Origin of the sequence: Enterobacter sp. 725m/11 (assembly GCF_011683705.1) — a bacterium.
GTDB classification, from domain to species: domain Bacteria; phylum Pseudomonadota; class Gammaproteobacteria; order Enterobacterales; family Enterobacteriaceae; genus Enterobacter; species Enterobacter bugandensis.
Genome location: NZ_JAAQOK010000076.1, coordinates 1 through 14315, shown reverse-complemented (window position 1 = coordinate 14315; position 14315 = coordinate 1). Strand labels below are relative to the sequence as shown.

The 14315-nt window shown below is 55.1% G+C and carries 10 protein-coding genes; 8 read left to right on the top strand and 2 right to left on the bottom strand.

The window, feature by feature from the left end:
* The 8 genes from thiE to HBA26_RS21610 form a co-directional block, all read left to right on the top strand.
* The coding region (gene thiE / locus HBA26_RS21645; RefSeq protein ID WP_166721043.1) for a thiamine phosphate synthase at window positions 1-457 on the top strand (457 nt) is incomplete at its 5' end.
* Window positions 450-1205, top strand: coding sequence for a HesA/MoeB/ThiF family protein (locus HBA26_RS21640; RefSeq protein WP_028015102.1), 756 nt, complete (start codon window positions 450-452; stop codon window positions 1203-1205). The genes thiE and HBA26_RS21640, both read left to right, overlap by 8 nt.
* The gene (gene thiS / locus HBA26_RS21635; protein ID WP_126346153.1) at window positions 1189-1389 is read left to right on the top strand and encodes a sulfur carrier protein ThiS; all 201 of its coding nucleotides are present in this window, start codon (window positions 1189-1191) and stop codon (window positions 1387-1389) included. The genes HBA26_RS21640 and thiS overlap by 17 nt, the downstream gene beginning before the upstream one ends.
* A 1-nt stretch (window position 1390) precedes the next feature.
* The gene (gene thiG / locus HBA26_RS21630) at window positions 1391-2161 is read left to right on the top strand and encodes a thiazole synthase (RefSeq protein ID WP_126346152.1); all 771 of its coding nucleotides are present in this window, start codon (window positions 1391-1393) and stop codon (window positions 2159-2161) included.
* On the top strand, window positions 2158-3285 hold the full coding sequence (gene thiH / locus HBA26_RS21625) for a 2-iminoacetate synthase ThiH (RefSeq protein WP_063438504.1): 1128 nt from the start codon (window positions 2158-2160) through the stop codon (window positions 3283-3285). The genes thiG and thiH overlap by 4 nt, the downstream gene beginning before the upstream one ends.
* A 337-nt stretch (window positions 3286-3622) precedes the next feature.
* The gene (locus tag HBA26_RS21620; RefSeq protein ID WP_126346151.1) at window positions 3623-5164 is read left to right on the top strand and encodes a sensor domain-containing diguanylate cyclase; all 1542 of its coding nucleotides are present in this window, start codon (window positions 3623-3625) and stop codon (window positions 5162-5164) included.
* A gap of 146 nt (window positions 5165-5310) precedes the next feature.
* Window positions 5311-5619 (top strand): PTS sugar transporter subunit IIB, encoded by a 309-nt coding sequence (locus HBA26_RS21615; RefSeq protein WP_010425948.1) that lies wholly within the window; start codon window positions 5311-5313, stop codon window positions 5617-5619.
* Window positions 5619-5936: a PTS lactose/cellobiose transporter subunit IIA gene (locus tag HBA26_RS21610; RefSeq protein WP_008503455.1), complete on the top strand. Its 318-nt coding sequence runs from the start codon at window positions 5619-5621 to the stop codon at window positions 5934-5936. Before HBA26_RS21615 ends, HBA26_RS21610 begins: the two co-directional genes overlap by 1 nt.
* Before the next feature lie 58 nt (window positions 5937-5994).
* Here the strand turns inward: HBA26_RS21610 and rpoC are convergent, their stop codons facing one another.
* Together rpoC and rpoB are read right to left on the bottom strand one after the other, a co-directional pair.
* Entirely contained in the window at window positions 5995-10218 is a 4224-nt protein-coding gene (gene rpoC, locus HBA26_RS21605) for a DNA-directed RNA polymerase subunit beta' (protein ID WP_028015097.1), read from the bottom strand.
* A gap of 76 nt (window positions 10219-10294) precedes the next feature.
* A partial coding sequence (gene rpoB, locus HBA26_RS21600; RefSeq protein ID WP_166721042.1) for a DNA-directed RNA polymerase subunit beta occupies window positions 10295-14315 on the bottom strand: 4021 nt, incomplete at its 5' end.

Here is a 14315-nt window from a genome sequence, read left to right as displayed (position 1 = left end):
TCGCTACACTGCTCGCCTGTTTATCAACGACTACTGGCGGCTGGCCGTTAAGCACCGGGCGTACGGCGTGCATTTGGGCCAGGAGGATCTGGAAACCACCGATCTGAACGCCATTCGCCAGGCTGGCCTGCGCCTTGGCGTTTCAACACACGATGATATGGAAATCGACGTGGCGCTGGCGGCACGCCCCTCCTACATCGCCCTCGGTCACGTTTTTCCGACGCAAACCAAGCAGATGCCTTCTGCCCCGCAGGGTCTGACGCAGCTGGCGAGCCACGTTAAGCGCCTTGCCGATTACCCGACCGTCGCCATCGGTGGAATCAGCCTTGAACGCGCCCCGGCGGTGCTGGAGACCGGCGTCGGCAGTCTCGCCGTCGTCAGCGCTATCACCCAGGCGGCAGACTGGCGGTCCGCCACCGCGCAGCTTTTACAGCTGGCAGGAGCAGGCGATGAATGACCGCGATTTTATGCGCTACAGCCGCCAGATCCTGCTGGAGGATATCGCCATTGACGGGCAGCAAAAGCTGCTTGCCAGCCGGGTACTGATTGTCGGCCTGGGCGGATTAGGCGCGCCCGCCGCGCTGTATCTGGCCGGTGCGGGCGTGGGCACGCTGGTGCTGGCCGATGACGACGAGGTGCACCTCAGCAACCTGCAACGGCAAATCCTCTTCACGACTGAAGATGTTAACCAGCCTAAAGCGCAGATCACCCGGCAGCGGCTTAACCAGCTTAATCCGGATATCGAACTGATTGCGCTCCAGACGCGGCTTAGCGGAGACGAGCTGCAACGTGAAGTTGCCCTTGCCGACGCGGTGCTGGACTGCACGGACAACATGGCGACGCGCCAGGCCATCAACGCGGCCTGTGTTGCACAGAACACGCCGCTTATCACCGCCAGCGCGGTGGGGTTCGGCGGGCAGATAATGGTGCTTACGCCGCCGTGGGCGCAGGGCTGTTACCGCTGCCTGTGGCCGGACGAGGCTGAACCGGAGCGTAACTGCCGCACGGCAGGCATTCTTGGCCCGGTGGTGGGCGTGATGGGTACCCTTCAGGCACTGGAGGCTATCAAGCTGCTCAGCGGCATGGAGACGGAACGCAACACGCTCCGGCTGTTCGACGCCCGCTCCAGCGGCTGGCGCCATCTGGCACTACACCGCGCCAGCCACTGCCCGGTATGCGGAGGCCACGATGCGCATTCTGTTTAACGATGAGCCGATGACGTGCGACGACGATCTCACCGTTGCCGCCCTGCTCGACAAATTGCGCCAGCTCAAGCCGGGAACGGCGCTGGCGCTCAATCAACAGATCCTGCCGCGCGAGCAGTGGGAACTTCAGCAGGTCAATGAAGGCGACCAGATCCTGCTGTTTCAGGTTATCGCAGGGGGCTGAGATGTTACGTATTGCTGATAAAGTCTTTAATTCACATCTGTTTACCGGAACCGGCAAATTCGCCTCGCCGCAGCTGATGGTGGATGCTATTCGTGAAAGTGGCAGCCAGCTGGTGACGCTGGCGATGAAGCGCGTGGATCTGCGCCAGCACAACGATGCCATACTTGCGCCGCTACTGGAGGCAGGCGTGACGCTCTTACCAAACACTTCCGGAGCGAAAACGGCCGAGGAGGCGATTTTCGCCGCACAGCTGGCGCGGGAAGCGCTCGGCACCCGCTGGCTGAAGCTGGAAATTCACCCGGATGCCCGCTGGCTGCTGCCCGACCCGATCGAGACCCTGAAAGCCGCAGAAAAGCTGGTGCAGCAGGGGTTTACCGTCCTGCCTTACTGTGGCGCGGATCCCGTGCTGTGTAAGCGTCTGGAAGAGGTCGGCTGCGCCGCCGTCATGCCGCTGGGCGCGCCCATTGGCTCCAATCAGGGGCTGGAAACCCGCGCGATGCTGGAGATCATCATCGAGCAGGCGACCGTGCCGGTGGTGGTGGATGCGGGGATCGGCGTGCCCAGCCATGCCGCGCAGGCGCTGGAAATGGGTGCCGACGCGGTGCTGGTGAATACCGCCATTGCGGTGGCCGACGACCCGGCCAGGATGGCGCGTGCGTTTCGTCTCGCCGTGGAGGCTGGCGTGCTGGCCAGAGAGTCCGGCCCCGGCTCGCGCAGTTTTCAGGCACAGGCCACCAGCCCGCTGACCGGTTTTCTGGAGGCGCTCTCATGAGCACGTTTACCGAGCGCTGGCGCGAGCTTAACTGGGACGATATTGCCCTGCGCATCAACAGCAAAACGGCGGCTGACGTGGAGCGCGCGCTGAATGCCCGTCATCTGAACCGGGAGGATTTAATGGCCCTGCTCTCCCCGGCGGCCAGCGCCTACCTTGAACCGATGGCGCAGCGCGCTCAGCGCCTCACCCGGCAGCGGTTTGGCAACACGGTGAGCTTCTACGTCCCGCTCTATCTTTCGAACCTGTGCGCCAACGACTGTACCTACTGTGGTTTTTCCATGAGCAACCGCATCAAGCGGAAAACGCTCGATGAAGAGGAGATCGCACGCGAGTGTGCTGCTATTCGTGAAATGGGGTTCGAACATCTTCTGCTGGTCACGGGCGAGCATCAGGGGAAAGTGGGAATGGACTATTTCCGCCAGCATCTGCCTGCGATACGTCGGGAGTTTGCGTCGTTGCAGATGGAGGTTCAGCCCCTGTCGCAGGACGAGTATGCGGAGTTAAAAACGCTCGGGCTGGACGGCGTTATGGTCTATCAGGAAACCTACCACGAGGCGACGTACGCGCGGCATCACCTGAAAGGGAAGAAGCAGGATTTTTTCTTCCGGCTGGAAACGCCAGACAGGCTGGGCCGCGCCGGGATCGACAAAATCGGGTTGGGTGCGCTAATTGGGCTTTCCGATAGCTGGCGGGTAGATTGCTACATGGTGGCAGAACATCTGCTGTGGCTGCAACAGCACTACTGGCAGACCCGATACTCCATCTCCTTCCCACGCCTGCGCCCCTGCGCAGGCGGCATTGAACCGGCTTCGCTGATGGATGAACGCCAGTTGGTGCAGACCATCTGCGCGTTTCGCCTGCTCGCCCCGGAAGTGGAGTTATCGCTCTCAACGCGTGAATCACCGGCGTTTCGCGATCGCGTCATCCCGCTGGCGATTAACAACGTCAGCGCATTTTCCAAAACGCAGCCTGGCGGGTATGCAGACGATCATCCGGAGCTGGAGCAGTTTGCACCGCATGACGGACGGCGTCCGGAAGCTGTTGCCGCCGCCCTGACGGCACAGGGTTTACAGCCTGTCTGGAAAGACTGGGACAGCTGGCTGGGAAGAGCCTCGCAATGACGATGTAACGCACTGCAACACGGTAGAAAATTATCGAGGCGTTACGGAAAGGTAAAACCGGATGATTGTCAGCGATCGTCCGGTTTTTTATTGTCATCAGGTCAGCAACGGATGCTGACCAGGGCGAAAAGCTTCTTCCTCGTTTCGCCCTGCCTCCGATTCCGTGCATAAGAGGGGCGCAAAAGTATAGATAAGGAATTTCTTAGTGATTCTTAAGATAAATCATCTCGCCTGAAATCGTGTTCCGTATAATTCACCGCTAACCGCAGGACAGCGACTATGCTGAGAGGATATCGGCAGACGAAAAATATTCACCATCAGGATCGATGTACAACTCATGGCACTTCACAGCAAAAAGCTCTCTTTCACCCGACCCATTATGCTCAGCTTCGCGGGGATTTTGTGCAGTTTTGCGCTGATCGCGGTCGTGGTAACTCTTTCACAACGAAAGGATTTCCTTGAGGACTATCATAAGATTAATGGCAATTTCACCCATAACCTTGCGGTGAACTACACCGAGTCAATCCTGCGTGAAAACGACTATATCCTGGGCCGCTCCGCGATGTATTTTGCACGCGATGACAGGCTAAACCAGACCCTCAACGTCAACCCGACGCAAGGGCTGCAGATGATGATGCATTTGCAAAACCTGATGCCGACCGTGTCATCCATCTCGCTGGCAGACACGCAGGGACATTATCTGCGCGCCCCGGAAGTGCTCCAGACGGAAAAGAGTAAAACCTTCGATCCCCGGACGCGTCCGTGGTTTGTCGCCCATGCTGAAGCCAGTATATTCAGCCACTATACCCGTCCCTATATGGACTACTTCAACGGTCATCCGACGGTCACACTCTATAAACCGTTGATTTCACCAGAAGGTCGACTTAAAGGTACGATTGCGTTTCATCTCGACTTAACGTCAATGGGCTACACCCTGCGTCAGATGGTCGCCCCTGTTCAGGGGGAATTCTTTGTCGTCGAACGCGATGGCGCCGTCGTGCTGCACCCTGATACGGGCGTGCTTTTCAAACAGTACGTCAGCGAAGCGCTGATGGATAAAATGACCAGCGGCGAAGGCCACCTTTACGATAAGAAAACCGACGCCTGGTATTACTACTACTCATTTACCAATCCAGACTGGTTTGTCATTTACAGGGTCTCTGGCGCAACGCTTACCGATATCACCCGACACGAAACGACAATCGTAGGCTGGGGTTTCGCGCTGGCGGCCATCATTATCATTCTCTTCGGTCTCTATCTGCGTCATGCCTCGCGTACCGTGTTGATGACCATTATCAATGCGATCAAAACGGGCGATGTGAGCCAGGCGCCGCGTCTGGAAGCGATGCTGAGCCGCACCATTCAGTCCAATAAAGAGCGTGAGATGGCGTATGTTCGTCAGGCCACTCACGATGCGCTGACCGGCTGCAAAAACCGCCGTGCGTTCGATAACGATGTGGAGGAATTATTAAATGCCCACCAGCCTTTCGCGATGGCGCTGGTTGATATTGATAACTTCAAGTCAATTAACGACACGTGGGGACACCTGAGCGGCGACATTGTCCTGCGTAACGTGGCGCGCGAGGGGATCCAGATAATGCAGCCCCACCACGTCTCGGTCTATCGCTACGGTGGTGAAGAGTTCGCGGTAATTTTCCAGGCCGAGCAGATCGCTGCCGCATTTTCATTGCTTGACGCATGGCGCACCGCCGTTGAAAGACGCGCATGGCGGGAAGAAAATCTGCACGTCACGTTCAGCGCGGGTCTGGGTGAATGGCATTTCGAACCGCTGGAACAATTTGTAGGTAGCGTTGATAACGCGCTCTACAGTGCTAAAAAGCAGGGAAAAAACCGTATTGTTCGCACTGCCGTCGGCTGACTTTCTCTCTTACTCGAAGAATTGTAACCGGTTTCAGAAAAATGCCCCTTTCTTTGTGATGCCTGACACACAATCGCGGTAAAGCGGTTGTTGAAGCTCTCTGCGCAGGATAATTATCAATAAACACATGTAGATCGAGGCTGATTATGAAGAACATCGTTTTATGCTGTGCAGCGGGAATGTCAACCAGCATGCTGGTTCAACGTATGAAAGATGCCGCGCAGAAAAAAGGGGTTGAAGTCACCATTAAAGCCGTTCCGGTTGCGGAGTTTAAAGACAATATCGCGACGGCCGACATCGTATTGCTGGGGCCACAGGTCAAATACGAGCAGGCTAAACTGCAGGCCCAGGCCGACCCTCTGGGCAAAAAGGTCGCGGTGATCGACATGATGGATTACGGCATGATGAAAGGCGATGCCGTACTGGAAAAAGCGCTTAAACTGCTGGAGTCATAATGGAAGACTTAGAAACCACAATCATGGAACTGCTGGTCAACGCCGGTGCGGCCCGCAGTGCGGCCCTGACGGCTCTGCAGATGGCGCGTAAAGGTGAGTTTGACGAAGCTGAAAAAGCGATGGAAGAATCCCGCGAATATGTGAAGCACGCGCATACGATCCAGACGCAGCTTATTGGACTTGACGAAGGGACCGGGAAACTGCCTGTTAACTTGATCACCGTTCATTCTCAGGACCACCTGATGAACGCGATGGTTATTCAGGATCTGGCGGGCGATATGATTGAGCTTTATCGACGCATCCCGTTAGTGAATTGAAGAAATGCAGATATAAAAAAACCCGCCGAGGCGGGTTTTTTATTTACGGCATCAACGATTACTCGTTGTCGGAACCGCCCAGACCTGCGTTCAGCAGTTCTGCCAGGCTCGCGGATGCATCTTCAGCAGTAACCTGCGGTGCAGCTGGCAGTTCGCCCGCTGCGCGACGACGCATACGATCCTGATGGTACGCATAACCGGTACCGGCAGGGATCAGACGACCCACGATGACGTTCTCTTTCAGACCGCGCAGTTCATCACGTTTACCTGCAACAGCGGCTTCGGTCAGGACACGAGTCGTTTCCTGGAACGATGCTGCGGAGATGAAGGACTCGGTTGCCAGAGACGCTTTGGTGATACCCAGCAGATCGCGTGCGAAGGTCGCACCGATTTTGCCGTTCGCTTCCAGATCGCGGTTAGCGATCTTAACGCGTGAGTATTCAACCTGCTCGCCTTCCAGGAAGTCGGAGCTGCCCGCGTTTTCGATGGTTGCTTTACGCAGCATCTGACGAACGATAACTTCGATGTGCTTATCGTTAATCTTAACGCCCTGCAGGCGGTATACGTCCTGTACTTCGTTAACGATGTAACGAGTAACAGCATGCACACCACGCAGACGCAGGATGTCGTGCGGCGCTTCTGGACCGTCGGAAACCACGTCACCACGTTCTACACGTTCGCCTTCGAACACGTTGAGCTGACGCCACTTAGGAATCATCTCTTCGTACGGCTCGCTGCCATCTACTGGGGTGATAACCAGACGGCGCTTACCTTTAGTCTCTTTACCGAAGGAGATGATCCCGCTGATTTCAGCCAGGATTGCAGGCTCTTTCGGACGACGTGCTTCGAACAGGTCCGCAACGCGTGGCAGACCACCGGTGATGTCCTTGGTACCGCCGGATTCCTGAGGAATACGCGCCAGGGTGTCACCAGAGCTGATCTGTACGCCATCTTCCAGCTGTACAATCGCTTTACCTGGCAGGAAGTACTGCGCAGGCATATCGGTACCCGGGATCAGAACGTCGTTACCCTGAGCATCAACGATTTTCAGTGCAGGACGCAGATCTTTACCGCCGGTAGTACGTTCAGCAGAATCCAGAACCACCAGAGAAGACAGACCGGTCAGCTCGTCGGTCTGACGAGTAATGGTCTGGCCGTCGATCATGTCAGTAAAGCGGATGAAACCACTTACTTCGGTGATTACCGGCATGGTGTGTGGATCCCAGTTTGCAACGGTTTCACCGCCGGCAACCTGCTCGCCATCACCTTTCGCCATAACCGCACCGTAAGGCACTTTATAGCTCTCTTTGGTACGACCGAATTCGTCGATCAGCTTCAGCTCGGTGTTACGAGAGGTCACAACCAGCTTGCCTGCGGAGTTAACAACAGACTTCGCGTTGCTGAGCTTGATGCTACCTTTGTTTTTCACCTGAATGCTGGATTCAGCAGCCGCACGAGATGCCGCACCACCGATGTGGAACGTACGCATCGTCAGCTGTGTACCCGGCTCACCGATGGACTGTGCCGCGATAACGCCGATGGCTTCACCTTTGTTGATGATGTGGCCACGCGCCAGGTCACGACCGTAGCAGTGCGCACACACACCAAAGTCGGTGTCACAGGATACAACGGAACGCACTTTCACAGAGTCAACAGAGTTCGCTTCCAGCAGGTCACACCACTGTTCGTGCAGCAGCGTATTGCGTGGAACCAGAATGTCTGCGGTGCCCGGCTTCAGAATGTCTTCCGCGGTCACACGACCCAGTACGCGATCGCGCAGCGGCTCTTTAACATCACCACCCTCGATAACCGGGGTCATGGTGATACCTTCGAGGGTGCCACAATCGTCTTCGGTCACAACCAGATCCTGCGCAACGTCAACCAGACGACGCGTCAGATAACCGGAGTTCGCTGTCTTCAGTGCGGTATCCGCCAGACCTTTACGCGCACCGTGCGTGGAGATGAAGTACTGGAGTACGTTCAGACCTTCACGGAAGTTCGCGGTGATTGGCGTTTCGATGATGGAGCCATCTGGCTTCGCCATCAGACCACGCATACCTGCCAGCTGACGAATCTGTGCTGCAGAACCACGCGCACCGGAGTCGGCCATCATGTAGATGCTGTTGAAGGAAACCTGCTGCTCTTCGACGCCGTCACGGTTAATCACGGTTTCGGTTTGCAGGTTATCCATCATCGCTTTGGATACACGATCGTTCGCCGCTGCCCAGATATCGATAACTTTGTTGTAGCGTTCGCCCGCGGTTACCAGACCAGACTGGAACTGCTCCTGGATCTCAGCAACTTCAGCTTCCGCTTCAGAGATGATCTCGTGTTTCTTCTCTGGGATGACCATGTCATCGATACCAACAGATGCACCTGAACGCGCTGCATAAGCAAAGCCGGTATACATTGTCTGGTCAGCGAAGATAACGGTCGGCTTCAGACCCAGAATGCGGTAACAGGTGTTCAGCATTTTGGAGATCGCTTTCTTGCCCAGCGCCTGGTTGACGATGGAGAAAGGCAGACCTTTCGGTACGATCATCCACAGAATGGCACGGCCAATGGTCGTGTCTTTCAGGCTGGTCTTCGCAACGAATTCGCCGTTTGCATCTTTTTCGTATTCGGTGATACGCACTTTAACGCGCGCATGCAGAGAGGCCAGGCCAGCGCGATAAATACGCTCAGCTTCTTTCGGGCCAGTCAGCACCATGCCTTCGCCTTTGGCGTTAACACAGTCACGGGTCATGTAGTACAGACCCAATACAACGTCCTGAGAAGGAACGATAATTGGTTCACCGTTCGCTGGAGACAGGATGTTGTTGGTAGACATCATCAGCGCACGCGCTTCGAGCTGGGCTTCCAGCGTCAGCGGTACGTGAACAGCCATCTGGTCACCATCGAAGTCGGCGTTATAGGCCGCACAAACCAGCGGGTGCAGCTGGATAGCTTTACCTTCGATCAGAACTGGCTCAAATGCCTGGATACCCAGACGGTGCAGGGTTGGTGCACGGTTCAGCAGTACCGGGTGTTCGCGGATCACTTCGTCCAGGATATCCCAAACGACAGCTTCTTCACGCTCAACCATTTTCTTAGCGGCTTTGATGGTGGTGGCCAGGCCACGCAGCTCCAGCTTGCCGTAGATGAACGGTTTGAACAGCTCCAGTGCCATTTTCTTCGGCAGACCGCACTGATGCAGACGCAGGTATGGACCTACGGTGATTACAGAACGACCGGAGTAGTCAACACGCTTACCGAGCAGGTTCTGACGGAAACGACCCTGCTTACCTTTGATCATGTCGGCCAAAGATTTCAGAGGACGCTTGTTAGAACCGGTGATCGCACGACCGCGACGACCGTTATCCAGCAGGGCATCTACCGCTTCCTGCAGCATACGTTTTTCGTTGCGTACGATGATGTCCGGCGCAGCCAGATCCAGCAGACGTTTCAGACGGTTGTTACGGTTGATAACGCGACGATACAGATCGTTCAGATCGGACGTTGCGAAACGACCACCATCCAGCGGAACCAGCGGACGCAGATCTGGCGGCAGAACCGGCAGAACGGTCAGGATCATCCACTCTGGTTTGTTACCAGACTGAACGAACGCTTCCAGCAGTTTGATACGCTTGGTCAGCTTTTTACGCTTGGTTTCGGAGTTGGTTTCGTTCAGCTCTTCACGCAGCTGCTCGCACTCCTGCTCCAGATCCATGCTCTTCAGCAGGGCCTGAATAGCTTCCGCACCCATCTTCGCGTCGAATTCGTCACCGAACTCTTCCAGCGCGTCCAGATACTGCTCTTCAGTCAGGATCTGGTGACGTTCCAGGTTCGTCATCCCGCCTTCGATAACTACATAAGATTCGAAGTACAGTACACGTTCGATATCGCGCAGCGGCATATCCAGCAGCAGACCGATACGGGACGGCAGAGATTTCAGGAACCAGATGTGAGCAGTTGGAGACGCCAGCTCGATGTGGCCCATACGCTCACGGCGTACTTTAGTCTGGGTCACTTCAACGCCGCACTTCTCACAGATCACACCGCGGTGTTTCAGGCGCTTGTACTTACCGCACAGGCACTCGTAGTCTTTTACTGGCCCGAAAATACGCGCACAGAAAAGGCCGTCACGCTCAGGTTTGAACGTACGGTAGTTGATGGTTTCCGGCTTTTTAACTTCACCGAAAGACCATGAACGGATCATGTCTGGCGAAGCCAGAGCAATTTTGATCGCATCAAACTCTTCGGTTTTAGTCTGCGCTTTCAGAAACTTTAATAAATCTTTCACGGATTTGCTCCCGTCGGAGTTAGCACAATCCGGTGCCGGGGGTTAACCCGGCACCAGTGACCTGTTTGAGCGAGAATTACTCGTCTTCCAGTTCGATGTTGATACCCAGCGAACGAATCTCTTTCAACAGTACGTTGAAGGATTCTGGCATGCCTGGTTCCATCTGATGGTTGCCGTCCACGATGTTTTTATACATCTTGGTACGACCGTTCACGTCATCAGACTTAACGGTGAGCATTTCCTGCAGGGTGTATGCCGCGCCGTATGCTTCCAGCGCCCACACTTCCATCTCCCCGAAGCGCTGACCACCGAACTGTGCCTTACCACCCAGCGGCTGCTGAGTAACCAGGCTGTAAGAACCGGTAGAACGAGCGTGCATCTTGTCGTCGACCAGGTGGTTCAGTTTCAGCATGTACATGTAACCTACGGTTACTGGACGCTCAAACTGTTCACCGGTACGGCCGTCAAACAGCGTAATCTGACCAGACGTTGGCAGACCACCCAGTTGCAGCAGCTCTTTAATTTCAGCTTCTTTTGCACCGTCGAATACCGGCGTTGCAATTGGCATACCTTTGCGCAGGTTCTCTGCCAGACGCAGCACTTCTTCATCGCTGAAGGTGTTCAGGTCGACTTTCTGACGCACGTCGGTACCCAGATCGTAGGCACGCTGGATGAATTCGCGCAGTTTCGCGACTTCCTGCTGCTGTTTCAGCATGGCGTTAATCTTGTCGCCAATACCTTTCGCAGCCATACCCAGGTGAGTTTCCAGGATCTGACCAATGTTCATACGAGACGGTACGCCCAGTGGGTTCAGTACGATATCTACCGGCGTACCGTTAGCATCGTGCGGCATATCTTCGATCGGGTTGATCTTAGAGATAACACCCTTGTTACCGTGACGACCTGCCATCTTATCACCAGGCTGGATCTGACGTTTAACAGCCAGATACACCTTAACAATCTTCAGCACGCCTGGTGCCAGATCGTCGCCCTGAGTGATTTTGCGGCGTTTCGCTTCGAGTTTTTTCTCGAACTCGTGTTTCAGTTCGTCATACTGCTCAGCCAGCTGTTCCAGCTGATTTTGTTTCTCTTCGTCGGTCAGGCCGAGTTCCAGCCAGCGATCGCGTGGCAGTTTGTCGAGCTTCTCAGCTTCAACGCCACCGGCAACCAGTACCGCATAGATACGGCTGAACAGACCTGCTTCGAGGATCTGCAGTTCTTCAGACAGGTCTTTCTTAGCCTGTTTGAGCTGCATCTCTTCGATTTCCAGCGCACGCTTATCTTTCTCAACGCCATCACGAGTGAAGACCTGAACGTCGATAACCGTACCGGAAACACCGTTTGGTACGCGCAGAGAAGAGTCTTTAACGTCAGACGCTTTCTCACCGAAGATAGCACGCAGCAGTTTCTCTTCTGGGGTCAGCTGGGTTTCACCTTTCGGCGTCACCTTACCTACCAGTATATCGCCGCCGGTCACTTCCGCACCGATGTAAACAATACCGGATTCATCCAGCTTGGAGAGCGCAGCTTCACCCACGTTAGGGATGTCGGCAGTGATCTCTTCTGGCCCCAGCTTGGTGTCACGGGACACACAGGCCAGTTCCTGAATGTGGATGGTGGTGAAACGATCTTCCTGAACCACACGCTCGGAGACGAGGATGGAGTCTTCGAAGTTGTAACCGTTCCACGGCATGAACGCTACGCGCATGTTCTGACCGAGCGCCAGTTCACCGAGGTCGGTGGACGGACCGTCTGCCAGCACGTCGCCGCGCTCAACTGGCTCACCCAGAGATACGCAAGGCATCTGGTTGATACAGGTGTTCTGGTTAGAACGGGTGTATTTGGTCAGGTTGTAGATGTCGATACCCGCTTCGCCCGGATACATCTCGTCTTCGTTAACTTTGATAACGATACGGGATGCGTCAACGTACTGAACGGTACCGCCACGCTTAGCAACTGCAGTAACACCGGAGTCAACGGCCACAGCACGTTCCATACCGGTACCAACCAGCGGCTTATCAGCACGCAGAGTTGGAACGGCCTGACGTTGCATGTTCGCACCCATCAATGCACGGTTGGCGTCATCGTGTTCCAGGAACGGGATCAGGGACGCACCGACGGATACCACCTGCTGGGTGGATACGTCCATGTAGTCAACCTGGTCGCGGCTGAACAAGCTGGATTCGCCTTTGCTACGGCAGGTAACCAGATCTTCTACAAAGTGGCCTTCGTCATCCAGGTTGGAGTTCGCCTGAGCGATAACGTAGTTGCCTTCTTCGATAGCAGACAGGTAATGAATTTCGTCGGTAACCACACCGTCGGTCACTTTACGATACGGGGTCTCAAGGAAACCGTATTCGTTCGTCTGTGCGTACACGGACAGGGAGTTGATCAGACCGATGTTTGGACCTTCAGGCGTTTCGATTGGACATACGCGACCGTAGTGAGTCGGGTGTACGTCTCGAACTTCAAAGCCTGCACGTTCACGGGTCAGACCGCCTGGGCCGAGTGCAGAGATACGACGTTTGTGCGTGATCTCAGACAGCGGGTTGTTCTGGTCCATGAACTGGGACAGCTGGCTGGAACCAAAGAACTCTTTCACTGCTGCAGAAATCGGCTTGGCGTTGATCATATCCTGAGGCATCAGGGTATCCAGATCGCCCAGAGACAGACGCTCTTTCACCGCACGCTCTACACGTACCAGGCCAACGCGGAACTGGTTTTCCGCCATTTCGCCTACGGAACGGATACGACGGTTGCCGAGGTGGTCGATATCGTCCACTTCGCCTTTACCGTTACGGATATCGATGAGCTTCTTCATCACTTCGATGATGTCGTCTTTGCTCAGGATACCGGAACCTTCGATCTCGTCGCGCAGCAGAGAACGGTTGAACTTCATACGACCTACCGCGGACAGATCGTAGCGGTCTTCGGAGAAGAACAGGTTCTCGAACAGGCTTTCAGCCGCTTCGCGAGTTGGTGGCTCACCAGGGCGCATCATGCGGTAGATTTCTACCAGCGCGCTCAGACGATCGTTGGTTGGGTCGACGCGTACAGTCTCAGAGATGTACGGACCGTGGTCCAGATCGTTGGTGAACAGCGTTTCGATACGTTTGTGGCCAGACTGGCTCAGCTTAGCCAGCAGATCCAGGCTCAGCTCCATGTTCGCCGGGCAGATCAGCTCGCCAGTTGATTCATCAACGTAATCTTTCGCGGCTACTTTTCCTGCAATGTATTCAACCGGAACTTCGATGTGTTTGATATCATCTTTTTCCAGCTGGCGGATGTGGCGCGCGGTGATACGGCGACCTTTTTCCACATACACTTTGCCGTCGGCTTCGATGTCGAACGACGCGGTCTCACCACGCAGACGTTCCGGCACCAGCTCCATCTGCAGCTTGTTGTCGCGGATTTCAAAGATCACTTTCTCAAAGAACAGGTCCAGGATCTGCTCAGTGGTATAGTTCAGTGCACGCAGAATGATGGTTGCAGGCAGTTTACGACGACGGTCGATACGGACAAACAGGTTGTCTTTTGGATCGAACTCGAAGTCCAGCCATGAACCACGGTAAGGAATGATGCGTGCGTTATACAGTACTTTACCGGAAGAGTGTGTTTTACCTTTATCGCTGTCGAAGAAGACGCCCGGGCTACGATGCAGCTGGGAAACGATAACACGCTCAGTACCGTTGATAACGAAAGTACCGTTGTCCGTCATGAGTGGAATCTCACCCATGTAGACTTCTTGTTCTTTAATGTCTTTTACGGTGCCTTCCGGCGCTTCGCGCTCGTAGATCACCAGACGCAGTTTTACGCGCAGCGGTGCGGAATAGGTCACGCCACGGATCTGACATTCCTGAACGTCAAACACCGGTTCGCCAAGGCGGTAGCTGACGTACTGCAGCTCGGAGTTACCGCTGTAGCTCTGAATCGGGAACACGGAACGGAAGGCTGCTTCCAGACCGTACTGCCCTTCAGGATCTTGCTCGATAAACTTCTGGAACGAGTCAAGCTGGATAGAAAGGAGATATGGAATGTCCAGAACTTGTGGACGTTTACCAAAATCCTTACGAATACGTTTTTTCTCGGTATAGGAG